This is a genomic window from Pseudomonas sp. FW305-20 (assembly GCF_058788075.1).
Genome location: NZ_JBYTAJ010000014.1, coordinates 51185 through 64747, shown reverse-complemented (window position 1 = coordinate 64747; position 13563 = coordinate 51185). Strand labels below are relative to the sequence as shown.

Sequence of the window (13563 nt, the reverse complement as noted above, 5' to 3'; positions counted from 1 at the left end):
TAATGGGGGCGCTGTTGCGCCTGAAATCATTCGACCCGCCAAGGTCGTTGTCAGCAATGTGACGGAGGGAACCATACCGGCGGGCGTGACTACTGGCAAGAAAAGTTATCGACTGATTGTCACTGACCATAAGCATAGCTGTCATGCGGCATCACTCCGAAGATGCTTGGCGCGCAGACTTTGGATGTAGCGCAGCAGAGACTCTTTGCGAGCTGTGAAGTCTTTCCCCTGACCGATCAGCAGCACGTCGCGGATCTCGATCAGCGTCACCAGCACCAACTCGTGGGCGTTGAGTTCATCGCGATTGCGGCCGGCGAACTGCCCGGTAATTACCTGATTGATCAGCTTGGCTTCGTTGATGAAGTGGTGGCGCTGGGGAGTCTTGCCGCTCTCCTCGTAGGCGATCGCCAGCGCGTCACAGAGGCCGCGATAGCCGACGGCTGATTGCTGGCGGGCCTGGTGCCAATTGACTTGATCTCCGTGGATCAGCGCCTCGATCTGCATGTCACACCAGACAGAGAACTTGGCATCACACCAGCGGGCGAATGCCACTGCCAATTTAGGGTGGAGCCAGGTGCCGCCGGCGTTACCGCGGCGAGATTTCAAATACCCGGATTTCCGGGTATTCAAGATTGCAGACGGCCCCGCAGCAGGATGCTGAATTTCATCCAGCGCACGGATGTACTCGAGTGTTTCAGCGTTATCGAGCCAGTGATCAAGGCGTTTGCCGAAGCGTTCAGCGATCACTGTCGCGTGAAGCCAGCCTTCGGTGTTGAAGTTGACGGCCTGGCCCTGGTATTCGAAAGGGAGAATGCGGGCGCTCATGCTGTCACCCCGGCCGGCGGGTTGGTGCTGAGGTAGTAGAGCGCCATGCCTTGGTGAGTGCGCCCTTGATCGTCGGTCAGGGTGAGGCGGTGGGTCAAAATCTTGTGGCCCAGGCTGCGCAGCTCATTGATGCGAGCACCAGGGCGGACGATGTTAAGTTCGCGGATGGCGGTGAAGGTATCAATCGGGCCGGTTTGCAGACGCTCCAAAAGGCGAGCGCGCTGTGCCGTTCCGCTGGTATTCTCTACGTGAGTATTTTCGTGGCTGGCCTGTTGGTCGGCCATTTTTTTTGGGCTCATGCTAGGCGGCCTCCACTCGGAGGGCGACCAACGAGTCGCACCAGGCTATTACCTCGGTCTCAATCCAGACGGCGGACTTCGGCCCCAGCATAACTTGCTTAGGGAAGCGTCCGGCTGCAATGCGGCGGTAGATCTCGGATGTGGAGAGGGTGGTCAGAGCCTTGACCTCTCCTAGCTTAATAAAGCGAAGTGGCCGTTCAGATTGTACTGAGGACTGTTCGGTCGGCTTGCGGATTGGGTGGGTTGTGTTTGCCATGCTAGCGCCTCCTTGGGTGGCGTTGAGAACATGGGCATAGATTGGCTGGCGAGTATTGGCGGGAACAGGTGAGAGGTTGCAGTCAGGGGGTGAGGTGTTAACGCCATTTAGATATGGATAACGGCTGCACGCTTTGAATTACAAGGCTTACAACGGGTCACCCCTTTTTTCGGGAGTTCCGGGTTGGAGCACCGCCTTTTTTGCGTGAAAGGAGAGTCAGTGCTGTGGCAAACCGGTCAATTTGAATTTCTGCCGGTTTCTCCGCTCGTTTTTCCAGCCATCGTCTGACCTGTTCACGAAGTCCAATACCTTTCTCGGCCACTGCATCAACAGTGCAATCATTGCTGAGCTCGCGGCAGCACAAAACCATGAGACGTAACTCTGGCGGGGAAAACTCGTTATCGGCGCGCAGTATCTCGGCCAAGGCCATGACTTCCTCTAGCCTCTCCTCCATTGACAGAAGAGACTCCTCGATCTCTAGCCTGGCCCGACGCTCGTCGCTTGATTCTCTTCGGAAGCTTTCAGCCTCTTCCATGAATTGCTGTGATCGCGCTTTTTCGATTGAGAGCTGAGCTTTGAGTTCGATGTTCTCCAGTTCTGCGCGCTGCCTCCCTGATCGAGCCTCGTCGAGCTCTGCGCTGGCGGTCTTCTCGCCCTCACGGCGTAATTGAGCTTGCTGCGCTTTCAGAACTATTGGGGCGCTGCCCGAGAGGTGAGGTGGTGGAGGCTCAAAGTTAGCTACAGCAGAGCCACCGAAGGGGATGGAGAGCCGTCTGCTATCGTTTGCTGGTTGAGCGAAACCAGCGGCCAACTCGGACCGGGTGGTTGCCTCATCGACAAGACGCTCAATCCATTTCCGCCATATCAGGATGTTGGTAGCAGGTATCGGGCCCGAGCTGGTTGAGATAGTTGTGACAGCTCTGCCGGTGCTGGCGGCGGTGAAGTAGTCGGCGAGCGCGCCGTGAGTGATTTGAATATTCCTATCGGAGCGACCTTCTGAAAAGACGCTCGCATGCAGAGGCTGAATCGGCTGATTTAACGGTGCCAAGGTCTCGAGTGTTGCGGCGAGTTCGGAGGCCAGGAGGCGGGGGTTCAGATGGTGGCCTGACGCCCAGTCAGAATAGATCCCGTCGAGCTTTATCCGCCCGAAAGGTCCTATCTGATTGTCTCCATCGGCTCCCGCCATTTGACTAGCTCATATTTGCCGGCTGTACGAATATACAGCGATAGCCATTATGTTATCAGCAAATCCCAGCCACACCCAACCGAGCCCGCGCATACCTAGGAAGCTATGCCTTACGCTTGATGCTCACCACGTTGGCGCCGTTGCACAATGCGTCGATAGAGTCTGCCCAAGCTTGCATCATCTCCCGACGCTGCTCGACATAAGCGGCGTGATTGTAGGTGCCGCGTATTTCGTCGCTGTCGCCGTGGGCAAGTTGGCGCTCAATCCAATCCTTGTTGTACCCGCGGCCATTTAACTCGGTGCTGAGCAAGTGGCGGAAACCATGGCCGGTCTGCCGACCTTCGTAACCAATTACTCGCAGTGCTTTGTTGACGGTGTTCTCGCTCATAGGTCGTTCGGGATTGGCGCCAGCAAAGACCAGCGTGTAGCGTCCAGTGATCTCATGGAGCTGGCGCAGGATTGCAACGACCTGGCGGGGCAGCGGGACGATATGAGGGCGCCGGGCTTTCATGCGTTCGGCAGGAATTGTCCACAGAGCGGCATCGAGGTCGAACTCTGCCCAGGGGGCTTGGCGAAGTTCACCAGGGCGAACGGCCGTTAGTGCCAGCAAGCGAATGGCGTGCCGGGTCAGTGAATGGATGTTCGCGGCTTCGCTCTTGGCCAAGAGCTCGGGCAATTCGGCAAAAGTGATGTGCGGGTGATGGCGGGCAGCTTTTGTTGGCGCAGCTACCACGTTGAGGTCGGTGGCCGGATTGACCTCTACGACGCCCTTGGCCAGCCCATACCGAAATATCTGGTGTAGCCATTGGCGGATCTTGCCGGCGGCATTCAGTGTGCCTCTGGCTTCCACCTTGCGCGCCAGCTCCACCAGATCGGGCCGGGTGATTGCTTTTACCGGGCGGGCGCCGATACCCGGAATCAAATCATTCTCCAGATACAGCTTTGCCTTGTAGGTAGTGCTCTCAGCCCAGCGGGGAGCATTGTAGGCAAACCACTCTCGCGCCAGCGTCTCGAAAGTCAGCCCCTCGACCTTCTGCGCTTGCTTGGCCGTTTTCTTCTGCTCGCCGGGGTCGGTGCCTTCAATCAGTAGCTGGCGCGCTCCATCGCGAAGCTGGCGGGCTTTCAGAAGGGTGACCGCAGGGTATGCGCCGAGCGCCAACATCTTCGCGCTGCCGTTGAAGCGGTAACGATAACGCCACAGCTTGGAGCCGGTCGTGGTTACTTCAAGGCATAGGCCATTGGCGTCGGTCAGCCGGTAAAGCTTGTCCTTCGGCTTGGCGGTACGGATGGTGGTATCTGAGAGTGGCACGCAGCCTCCTTGCAGGCCGCACCAGCCGGGCTTTTGCCGCGGAGGTGTGAGTAGATTTGTAGACCGAACTGGATCTACTCACGAATCTACTCACATATGTTTGGGCTTACAAGGGAACGGTTGGGAACCGTAGAAAGCAAAAAGCCCGCACGAGGCGGGCTTCTTGTGTGTTTTCAGGTGTGCTTGGCATCACCTGAAAACGAAAGGTGGTGCCCAGAGACGGAATCGAACCGCCGACACGGGGATTTTCAATCCCCTGCTCTACCGACTGAGCTATCTGGGCAACGGGGCGCATTAAACTGGTTTTTCAGGGGGTCGTCAAGAAAGTTTTCAAAAAAATTTTAATTATTACCGTCGCTTACGTTCCGACCCTCGAAAAAGCGGGATTATTCTGCCGGCGGAACGTAGCCGTCAGCCTTGGCGTATTCCTCGCCGGAAAAGAACTTGTCCATCTCGCCCTGAAGATATTTGCGGTCTTCGGCGTTCATCATGTTCAGGCGTTTTTCGTTGATCAGCAGGGTCTGGTGCTTTTGCCAGTCGGCCCAGGCCTTGGCCGAGACGTGGTCAAAAATGTCCTGACCTTTTGCGCCAGGAAATGGAGCGCGCTCCAGGGCGGGCAGTTCTTCTTTGTACTTGCGGCACATGATGGTGCGGGTCATGACGACTCTCCTGCGTTCAATACGGCAGCCGCGCGTTCGAGCAAGGTTTTGACCGGGGCGGCAAGGCCCAGGCGCGGCGGGGTGGCGAGGTTATACCAGAGCCAGTCGGCCTCGGCCACGTGATGGCCGGCCTCCTGGACCTGAACCAGCCAGGGTTCGATGGACAACTGAAAATGACTGAAGGTGTGTACCAGGCTCGGCAGCGACTGTCGGCTGCCAAGCTCCAGCGAATGCTGCGAAGCCAGATGTTGCAGGTCGTCGAGGTCGTCGAGTTCCGGCAGGCTCCATAGGCCGCCCCACAAGCCCGTGGAAGGGCGACGGTAAAGCAGAATCGCGCCGTCACCGTTGGCGAGCATAGGCATCAGCGTTCGCTTCTGTGGCACGGCTTTACGCGGTTTGGGGATCGGGTAGCGCGTCTCCAGGCCGAGCATGTGCGCTTCGCAGCCTTTTTCGAGCGGGCAGAGCAGGCAGCTTGGTTTGCTCCGGGTGCAAAGCGTGGCGCCCAGATCCATCATCGCCTGGGTGTAGGCGTTGACCCGATCATGCGGCGTAAAGCGCTCAGCATTCGCCCACAGCTGTTTGGCGACCTTTGGCTCGCCCGGATAGCCCTCTTGCGCGGTAAAGCGCGCCAGCACCCGTTTGACGTTGCCGTCGAGGATCGGCGCCCGCAGGCCCATGCTCAGGCTGGCGATGGCGCCGGCCGTGGACAGGCCGATGCCCGGCAGGTCGGTGAGTTTTTCCACATCCCGCGGAAACTCGCCGCCGTACTCGGCGACGACAATCTTCGCGGTTTTCTGCAAATTGCGCGCACGGGTGTAGTAACCGAGGCCGGTCCACAGGTGCAGGACTTCGTCTTCCGGCGCAGCGGCCAGGGCTTCGACCGTCGGCAAAGAGGCCATGAACCGATCGAAGTAGTTGAGCACGGTGCTGACCTGGGTTTGCTGCAGCATGATTTCCGAGACCCACACCCGATACGGGGTGATGCCTTGTTGCCAGGGCAAGTCGTGGCGGCCGTGGCGGTCGTACCAGTCCAGCACCGCCAATGAAAACTGCTCGGCTCTCATTTTTTGAACAGCCCCTTCAACGCGTTTTTCAGCTCAGGGCTGACTTTGTCGCCAAGCTTTTCATCGATTTTTTCGCTGATCCGTTCGCCAGCCAGTTTGCTTGCGACCTGGCCCATGCGGTCGTTATCCAGGCGGCAAGCCTTGGCGCCCAGTTCCAGCGGGCCACGGCAGCGCAGCGGCCACTCGATGCCGACAAACCTCTCGTTGACCTGGCAGGCCGGGTCCGGCATGTCGCTCTTGTCGCCTTCGACGATAACGCCCACGCGGTAATCCATGCCCAGCACCCGCAGATCGACATCGCCGTCGGCGTTGACGGTCATGCCCGGGATGCGCACTTTCAGGTCCGGGTTGCTGGCCACGCCGTTACGGAAGGTCAGGTTGCCCTTGAGTTCCTGGAACGGTGTGTCCTTGCCCCGTGGTTCGCCGCTGAGGGATTTACGGTTCAGGGTGGCGATGCCTTTGCACAGCTGTTGTTCGAGGTTGGCATTGAGCAACACGCCGTTGTTGATGATGAAACTGGCGTTGCCGTTGAGGGTTTCGATCAGCGCTTTCTGGCTGTTGCCGCTGCCGGTCAGGTTGCTGTTGAGCGTCACCAGGCCTTTGACCGGCGGATTTTTACCCTGGCTTTCGAGGATTTTTTCCACGGGTACTTTGGTGATGCTCGTCTGCATGTTCAGCGCGGGCACCTGTTGGCGCACGTCGAGCGTCCCTTTGGCGTCGAAGTTGCCGTCGTACAGGTCGCCGCGAAGGCTTTCCAGGGTCAGCAGGCCGCCCTGGCCTGTGGCCTTGAGCGCAGCGTTCTGGATCGGCAATTTATCGAGGGTCAACTGACCGAAGGTGAGGTCGGCGTCTACGTCGAGTTTGGCCAGGCGCTCCACCGGCAACAGGCGCTCGGTGCTCCATGCCTCTTTGGTCGGTGCTGGCGGCAGCGGTGTGCTGCCAGCGCCCGCCATGGCTTCGGCTTCGGTGTTGGCCACTTCGGCTTTACGCACCTGCGTCGCACTGTTGGCTTCTGCGGATTTTGGTGGCAGATAACGGTCGACGTTGAAGGTGTCGGCCTTGAGATTCGCCCGCAGCGATTGTTTGGCGAAGTCCTCGACGGCGATGCGACCGCTGAAGGTACTGTCGTCGACTTTGAGGTTGATGTTGTCCAGGATCACGCTGGTCGGCGTGCCGGCAAGGCGACTGACCAGTTCGACTTTGCTCAGGCTGCCTTCAGCCATCGCTGGAAGCTTCTGGCCGATGCTGTCGATGAATTTCGCCAGATCGAATTGTGCGATGGAAAGGCCGCCGCTGATTTGCGGAGTTTTGTCGAGGTCGTTGACCTTCAATTCGCCCAGTGCGCGCAGTTGGTTGGCGGAGATCTTGATGCCGGTCCATTCGGCGACGTTCGCTGCTTTATCCAGCAGTAACTGACCTTGTGCGGCGAAGGTCATGGTTTTGCCTTGCAGCGGATCGCCAGCCGCTTCGCCAGAGAGTTTCATGTCTTCGAATTTGTAGCGTTGCAGGGCACGCTCGAAACGCAACTCGCCGTTGAGCTCGGTGCGCACACGCAAGACCGGCTGATTGGTGCCCAGGAATGCGGTGAGTTTGACCGGGATATTCGTGGAGTCGTGCACCGGGCCGGTACTCAGCTGGATGCTTTCGGCGCTGAATTGCTTGCCGGTTTTCTCGTCGCTGTATTCAACGCGGGCGTTGTTGACGGTCAGGCTGTCGATGTCCAGGCGGATCGGCTGGGCCGGTTTTTCCGCTTGGGCAGTGGTCTCGGTCGCTGGTTCAGCAGTGGTCGCGGACGGTGTGGTTGGGGTAGCCGGCGCCGGTACCTTGCCGATGTCTTGCCAGTTGCCGTGGCCATCCTTGTCGCGGTTCAGGCGCAGGTTCAGGCCTTCGACGCGCACATCGCTCATCTGCACTTCGCGGCGCAGCAGCGGCAGCACGCGGACCGACAGACCAAGCATCTGCAAATCAGCAAAGGGCTCAGCGGGCTTGGCCAGGGTCGCAACGCTGGCTTCGTGCAATTCCAGGCCCAACCACGGGAACAGGCTCCAACCGATATCGCCATTGAGCGTCAGCTCGATGTGGGCCTTGTCGCGGGCTATCTGGCGAATCTCGTCTTTATAGTCGTTGGGATCAAAGAGGTGGGTCAGGGCAAAGCCCAGCGCCACAATGATCAGCAACAGCCCGAGAAGTACCAGACCCAGGATTTTGCCGAACGCTTTCATGGGCGAGTCCTTGTAGTTAGTCGAATTCGAAATTTAGCCGGGGAGTATAGCGCCCCGCAGCGGACGATCGGTCAGCGATCACGTCGGCCACTCATCCAGCGGTATTTTCAGTTTGGCCGCCAGCGCTTGTGCCTCCAGATGCCCGGCAGGCGCCAACAAATGCAATGTCGCACCCGCTTGCGACGCCATTTTCTGCGCTTCGTTCACCAGGCGCTCGGCCACGCCACGACGACGGGTAATTTTTCGTACGCATAATTGGGACAAATGCCAGACATCCGAGTGCCGTTGCAGACGTGCCGCGCCCAAAAGTCGATCGTTGAAGCGGCCGGCGATCAGCGAACCGTCCAGCAGACAGCTTTCGATCAGCTGCAATTCCCCGGCAAACGGGGCAAACAGCCAGTCCGGAGCATCGCGGTAGATCTTCTGCAGATCTTGCTGATCCTGATAAGTGGCTTCGTTTAGCGGCTCGACAATGATCGGCATGAGGGCTCCTTCGGTGGTACGAGAACTGATGACATACAAAAGGTGATATCACTTTGATTTTTCTGTCACGTACAGATGGTAACCTTTGCCCGTTCGTCCGTCCTTCTGCGACGTGAAGTCGCACCAAAATGAAGCCTTACCTCAAAAACAGTCATGCGTGCGCATAAAGGCTGGGGGTGAGGAGCGCTGACGAACCATTCTAATAATTGGGGGAAACATAATGACCACGAGCATCACGGCGGACGGCCTGAAAGCCGACCAGCCCGCGTTCCTGTCCAAGGAGCGCATCATCGCCAAGCCCGGTTTCAACCGTTGGCTGGTACCACCGGCCGCCCTGGCCATCCACTTGTGCATCGGCATGGCCTACGGCTTTTCGGTGTTCTGGTTGCCACTGTCCAAAGCCCTGGGCGTGACCAAGGCCGTGGCCTGCGCGCCGGACATGAGCTTCATCTCGCAAGTCTTCTCGTCCCAATGTGACTGGCCGATCTCGATGCTCGGCTGGATCTACACCCTGTTTTTCATCTTCCTCGGTTGCTCGGCAGCCATTTGGGGCGGCTGGCTGGAACACGCCGGGCCTCGCAAGGCTGGCGTTGTATCGGCCCTGTGCTGGTGTGGCGGTCTGCTGATTTCAGCGCTGGGGGTCTATACCCACCAGATCTGGCTGATGTGGATCGGTTCCGGGGTCATTGGCGGTATCGGTCTGGGCCTGGGTTATATCTCGCCGGTCTCGACCCTGATCAAGTGGTTTCCGGACAAGCGTGGCATGGCGACCGGCATGGCGATCATGGGTTTCGGTGGTGGCGCGATGGTCGGTGCTCCGCTGGCTGCAGCCTTGATGGGCCACTTCGCTTCGCCAACCAGCGTCGGCGTATGGCAGAGCTTCCTGGTGATGGCCGCGATCTACTTTGTGTTCATGATCGGTGGCGCACTGTCCTATCGCGTTCCGCCAACCGGCTGGAAGCCTGAAGGCTGGACCGCTCCGGCGAAGAAAGCTTCCAACTCGATGATCACCCACCGTCACGTCCACGTGAACGTGGCGTGGAAAACTCCGCAATTCCGTCTGGTGTGGCTGGTGCTGTGCCTGAACGTTTCGGCAGGTATCGGCATCCTCGGCATGGCTTCGCCGCTGTTGCAGGAAGTGTTTGCCGGCACGTTGTTGGGTAACGGCCTGACATTCGGTCAGCTGGATGCTTCGCAACTGGCCTCGATCGCGGCGATTGCTGCCGGTTTCACTGGTTTGTTGAGTCTGTTCAACATCGGCGGCCGCTTCTTCTGGGCCTCGTTCTCGGACTACCTGGGCCGCAAAAACACCTATTTCGTGTTCTTCGCCCTGGGTTTTGCCCTGTACGCGCTGATCCCGAACCTCGGTCACCTGGGCAACGTTGCGCTGTTCGTGGCGGCCTTCTGCATCATCCTGTCGATGTACGGCGGTGGTTTTGCGACGGTTCCTGCGTATCTCGCGGACCTGTTCGGTACGCAAATGGTCGGCGCGATCCACGGTCGTCTGCTGACGGCCTGGGCGGCGGCGGGCGTGTTGGGTCCGGTGTTGGTGAACTACCTGCGTGAGTATCAGTTGAGCATTGGCGTTGAACGCGCCGCGGCTTACGACATCACCCTATACATTCTCGCGGGCCTGCTGGTGCTGGGTTTCATCTGCAACCTGCTGGTGCGTCCGGTGGCTGACAAGTACTTCATGACCGACGCTGAACTGGCCGCCGAACAGGCGCTGGGCCACGACAAAGGGGCTGACAGCAGCACCGTGTTGGAGTGGAAAGCGGATCCGGGCACCAAGCCTTTGGCAGTGGCTGCGTGGCTGGTGGTGGGGATTCCGTTGGCGTGGGGTGTTTGGGTGACCCTGCAGAAGACTGCAGTTTTGTTCCACTAAGTTAAGTAAGCGCATTACCCCTTGTAGGAGTGAGCCTGCTCGCGATAGCGGTCTGACAGTCGACAGAGATGTTGAATGTGAGGTCCCCATCGCGAGCAGGCTCGCTCCTACAGTTGTTTTTGGAGGGGCCGAAATGAGTTGTATGGACATGTCTATCCCCGACAACAGGGGATTCAGCCCGTCAGGGATATCACGTCGCGTGTTTCTGTTTCGGCCCCGCGCCCCTATAATGGTTGCCTTTTTCGCCCAATGATTTTGCGGAGCTGGTGATGGCCGAACGTAAGGCGTCAGTCGAGCGCGACACTCTGGAAACCCAGATCAAAGCCTCGATCAACCTGGATGGCACCGGAAAGGCCCGATTTGATATCGGCGTTCCTTTTCTTGAGCACATGCTGGACCAGATCGCCCGTCACGGGCTGATCGACCTGGATATTGTCAGCAAGGGCGACCTGCATATCGACGACCACCACACGGTGGAAGACGTCGGTATCACCCTGGGTCAGGCCTTTGCCAAAGCCATCGGCGACAAGAAAGGCATCCGTCGCTACGGCCACGCCTACGTGCCGCTCGATGAAGCGCTGTCGCGCGTGGTGATCGACTTCTCCGGCCGCCCTGGCCTGCAGATGCACGTTCCCTATACCCGCGCCACCGTTGGCGGCTTCGACGTTGACCTGTTCCAGGAATTCTTCCAGGGCTTCGTCAATCACGCGCTCGTCAGCCTGCACATCGACAACCTGCGCGGCACCAACACTCACCACCAGATCGAAACCGTGTTCAAGGCTTTCGGCCGCGCCCTGCGCATGGCCGTAGAGCTGGATGACCGCATGGCCGGTCAGATGCCGTCGACCAAAGGCGTTCTGTAATGCAGACGGTCGCGGTTATCGATTACGGCATGGGCAACCTGCACTCGGTGGCCAAGGCCCTCGAGCACGTGGGTGCCGGCGAGGTCTTGATCACCAGCGATGCCGATGTGATTCGCGAAGCCGACCGGGTGGTTTTCCCCGGCGTCGGCGCGATTCGCGACTGCATGGCAGAGATCCGCCGCCTGGGCTTCGATTCGCTGGTGCGCGAAGTCAGCCAGGACCGCCCGTTCCTCGGCATCTGCGTCGGCATGCAAGCCTTGCTCGACAGCAGCGAAGAGAACGACGGCGTCGACTGCATCGGCCTGTTTCCTGGCGCGGTGAAGTTCTTCGGCAAGGATTTACACGAAGATGGCGAGCATTTGAAAGTCCCGCACATGGGCTGGAACGAAGTGAAGCAGACGGTCACCCATCCGCTGTGGCACAACATTCCGGACCTGGCGCGTTTCTACTTCGTGCACAGCTACTACATCGCTGCCGGCAACCCGCGGCAAGTGGTGGGTGGCGGTCACTACGGTGTTGATTTCGCCGCGGCGCTGGCCGATGGCTCGCGTTTCGCCGTGCAGTTCCACCCGGAGAAGAGCCATACCCATGGCCTGCAATTGCTGCAGAACTTCGCTGCGTGGGATGGTCGCTGGTAAATGGCTGTCAAGAAAAAGCCGCCGATCCTGACCCTCACTCCTGAACAGGAGAACGAGGCTAATCACAAGATCAAACGCTTTATGGAAGATCGCTTCGAACTGGACCTGGGTTCGTTCGAAGCGGCTGAAATCCTTGAGCTGTTTACCCGTGAAATTGCGCCGCACTATTACAACAGGGCGATTTTCGATGTGCAGACGCACCTCAAAGAGAGGTTCGAAAGCATCGAAAGCGACCTGTGGGCGCTCGAGAAAAACTGATTTCCGAGCAAAGCTGAATACTCGAATTTGAAGGTTTGCCAGATGCTGATTATTCCCGCTATCGATCTTAAAGACGGTGCCTGTGTTCGTCTGCGCCAGGGCCGCATGGAAGATTCCACGGTGTTCTCCGATGACCCGGTGAGCATGGCTGCCAAGTGGGTGGAGGGCGGTTGCCGTCGTCTGCATCTGGTCGACCTGAACGGCGCCTTCGAAGGCCAGCCGGTCAACGGCGAAGTGGTCACCGCCATCGCCAAGCGCTACCCGAACCTGCCGATCCAGATCGGCGGCGGTATCCGTTCCCTGGAAACCATCGAACACTACGTCAAAGCGGGCGTGAGCTACGTGATCATCGGCACCAAAGCCGTGAAAGATCCGGCTTTCGTTGCTGAAGCCTGCCGCGCATTCCCGGGCAAAGTGATCGTCGGCCTGGATGCCAAAGACGGTTTTGTCGCCACTGACGGCTGGGCTGAAATCAGCACCATTCAGGTGATCGACCTGGCGAAGCAATTCGAAGCCGACGGCGTGTCCGCGATCGTTTATACCGACATCGCCAAAGACGGCATGATGCAGGGCTGCAACGTTTCGTACACCGCCGCCCTGGCCGCTGCGACGAAGATTCCAGTGATCGCTTCCGGCGGTATCCACAATCTGGGTGACATCAAGTCGCTGCTCGACGCCAAGGCGCCAGGCATCATCGGCGCCATCACCGGTCGGGCGATTTACGAAGGCACCCTCGATGTCGCCGAAGCGCAAGCTTTCTGCGATTCGTACAAAGGCTGAGGACTGACCATGGCGCTGGCCAAACGCATCATCCCTTGCCTGGACGTGGATAACGGCCGGGTGGTCAAGGGCGTCAAGTTCGAGAACATTCGCGACGCCGGCGACCCGGTGGAAATCGCCCGTCGCTACGACGAGCAGGGCGCCGACGAGATTACCTTTCTCGACATCACCGCCAGCGTCGACGGTCGCGACACCACGCTGCATACCGTCGAGCGCATGGCCAGCCAGGTGTTCATCCCGCTGACCGTGGGTGGCGGCGTGCGTACCGTGCAGGACATTCGCAATCTGCTGAATGCCGGCGCGGACAAGGTTTCGATCAACACCGCTGCGGTGTTCAACCCGGAATTCGTCGGCGAAGCGGCTCAGCATTTCGGCTCGCAGTGCATTGTCGTCGCCATCGACGCCAAGAAAGTGTCCGGTCCGGGCGAAACCCCGCGCTGGGAAATCTTCACCCACGGCGGTCGCAAGCCAACCGGTCTCGACGCCGTTGAGTGGGCGAAGAAGATGGAAGGCCTCGGTGCCGGTGAAATCCTGCTGACCAGCATGGACCAGGACGGCATGAAAAACGGCTTCGACCTGGGTGTCACCCGCGCCATCAGCGATGCGCTGGGGATTCCGGTCATCGCGTCGGGCGGTGTCGGCAACCTGCAGCATTTGGCCGACGGCATCCTCGAAGGCCACGCCAGTGCGGTATTGGCGGCGAGTATTTTCCACTTCGGCGAATACACCGTGCAGGAAGCCAAGGCCTACATGGCTCATCGCGGCATCGTGATGCGTTAAACAAACGGTACAGGCCAGTGGACAGCATGGCGGGCTCAAGGCACTCTTGGACACGC

The 13563-nt window shown here is 59.1% G+C and carries 15 protein-coding genes and 1 tRNA gene; 6 read left to right on the top strand and 10 right to left on the bottom strand.

The window, feature by feature from the left end:
• Nucleotides 1–141: 141 nt before the first annotated feature.
• The 10 genes from AC3WP4_RS14360 to AC3WP4_RS14315 all read right to left on the bottom strand — a co-directional run bounded on the left by AC3WP4_RS14360 (nt 142) and on the right by AC3WP4_RS14315 (nt 8303).
• Nucleotides 142–825 carry a KilA-N domain-containing protein gene (locus AC3WP4_RS14360; RefSeq protein WP_102614943.1) on the bottom strand — a complete coding sequence of 228 codons (684 nt, stop codon included), beginning with the start codon at nt 823–825 and terminating at the stop codon, nt 142–144.
• Nucleotides 822–1124 carry a helix-turn-helix domain-containing protein gene (locus AC3WP4_RS14355; protein WP_102614942.1) on the bottom strand — a complete coding sequence of 101 codons (303 nt, stop codon included), beginning with the start codon at nt 1122–1124 and terminating at the stop codon, nt 822–824. Before AC3WP4_RS14355 ends, AC3WP4_RS14360 begins: the two co-directional genes overlap by 4 nt.
• A gap of 1 nt (nt 1125) precedes the next feature.
• Complete coding sequence (locus AC3WP4_RS14350; RefSeq protein WP_102614941.1) at nt 1126–1380, bottom strand: helix-turn-helix transcriptional regulator; 255 nt, start codon at nt 1378–1380, stop codon at nt 1126–1128.
• 157 nt (nt 1381–1537) lie between these two features.
• Nucleotides 1538–2566 carry a hypothetical protein gene (locus AC3WP4_RS14345; RefSeq protein ID WP_102614940.1) on the bottom strand — a complete coding sequence of 343 codons (1029 nt, stop codon included), beginning with the start codon at nt 2564–2566 and terminating at the stop codon, nt 1538–1540.
• A 103-nt stretch (nt 2567–2669) separates the two neighbouring features.
• Entirely contained in the window at nt 2670–3875 is a 1206-nt protein-coding gene (locus AC3WP4_RS14340; protein ID WP_102614939.1) for a tyrosine-type recombinase/integrase, read from the bottom strand.
• 207 nt (nt 3876–4082) lie between these two features.
• Nucleotides 4083–4158, bottom strand: a tRNA-Phe gene (locus AC3WP4_RS14335).
• Between the two features lie 103 nt (nt 4159–4261).
• Nucleotides 4262–4534 carry an oxidative damage protection protein gene (locus AC3WP4_RS14330; protein ID WP_008149405.1) on the bottom strand — a complete coding sequence of 91 codons (273 nt, stop codon included), beginning with the start codon at nt 4532–4534 and terminating at the stop codon, nt 4262–4264.
• Nucleotides 4531–5598: an A/G-specific adenine glycosylase gene (mutY, locus tag AC3WP4_RS14325; protein ID WP_102614938.1), complete on the bottom strand. Its 1068-nt coding sequence runs from the start codon at nt 5596–5598 to the stop codon at nt 4531–4533. Before mutY ends, AC3WP4_RS14330 begins: the two co-directional genes overlap by 4 nt.
• A complete protein-coding gene (locus tag AC3WP4_RS14320) occupies nt 5595–7820 on the bottom strand; it encodes an AsmA family protein (RefSeq protein ID WP_102614937.1) in 2226 nt (741 codons plus the stop codon). Before AC3WP4_RS14320 ends, mutY begins: the two co-directional genes overlap by 4 nt.
• 78 nt (nt 7821–7898) lie before the next feature.
• Nucleotides 7899–8303, bottom strand: a complete 405-nt coding sequence (locus AC3WP4_RS14315; protein WP_074872713.1) for an acetyl-CoA sensor PanZ family protein — start codon at nt 8301–8303, stop codon at nt 7899–7901.
• A gap of 220 nt (nt 8304–8523) precedes the next feature.
• Between AC3WP4_RS14315 and AC3WP4_RS14310 the strand changes: the two genes are divergently transcribed.
• The 6 genes from AC3WP4_RS14310 to hisF all read left to right on the top strand — a co-directional run bounded on the left by AC3WP4_RS14310 (nt 8524) and on the right by hisF (nt 13507).
• Nucleotides 8524–10188 carry an OFA family MFS transporter gene (locus AC3WP4_RS14310; protein ID WP_102614936.1) on the top strand — a complete coding sequence of 555 codons (1665 nt, stop codon included), beginning with the start codon at nt 8524–8526 and terminating at the stop codon, nt 10186–10188.
• 269 nt (nt 10189–10457) lie between these two features.
• The gene (gene hisB, locus AC3WP4_RS14305; protein ID WP_003218037.1) at nt 10458–11051 is read left to right on the top strand and encodes an imidazoleglycerol-phosphate dehydratase HisB; all 594 of its coding nucleotides are present in this window, start codon (nt 10458–10460) and stop codon (nt 11049–11051) included.
• The gene (gene hisH / locus AC3WP4_RS14300) at nt 11051–11689 is read left to right on the top strand and encodes an imidazole glycerol phosphate synthase subunit HisH (RefSeq protein WP_102614935.1); all 639 of its coding nucleotides are present in this window, start codon (nt 11051–11053) and stop codon (nt 11687–11689) included. The genes hisB and hisH overlap by 1 nt, the downstream gene beginning before the upstream one ends.
• On the top strand, nt 11690–11947 hold the full coding sequence (locus tag AC3WP4_RS14295) for a DUF2164 domain-containing protein (protein WP_008024930.1): 258 nt from the start codon (nt 11690–11692) through the stop codon (nt 11945–11947).
• A gap of 42 nt (nt 11948–11989) precedes the next feature.
• Nucleotides 11990–12727 (top strand): 1-(5-phosphoribosyl)-5-[(5-phosphoribosylamino)methylideneamino]imidazole-4-carboxamide isomerase, encoded by a 738-nt coding sequence (gene hisA / locus AC3WP4_RS14290; RefSeq protein WP_007897434.1) that lies wholly within the window; start codon nt 11990–11992, stop codon nt 12725–12727.
• A gap of 9 nt (nt 12728–12736) precedes the next feature.
• Entirely contained in the window at nt 12737–13507 is a 771-nt protein-coding gene (gene hisF, locus AC3WP4_RS14285) for an imidazole glycerol phosphate synthase subunit HisF (RefSeq protein WP_007897430.1), read from the top strand.
• Nucleotides 13508–13563: the final 56 nt, after the last annotated feature.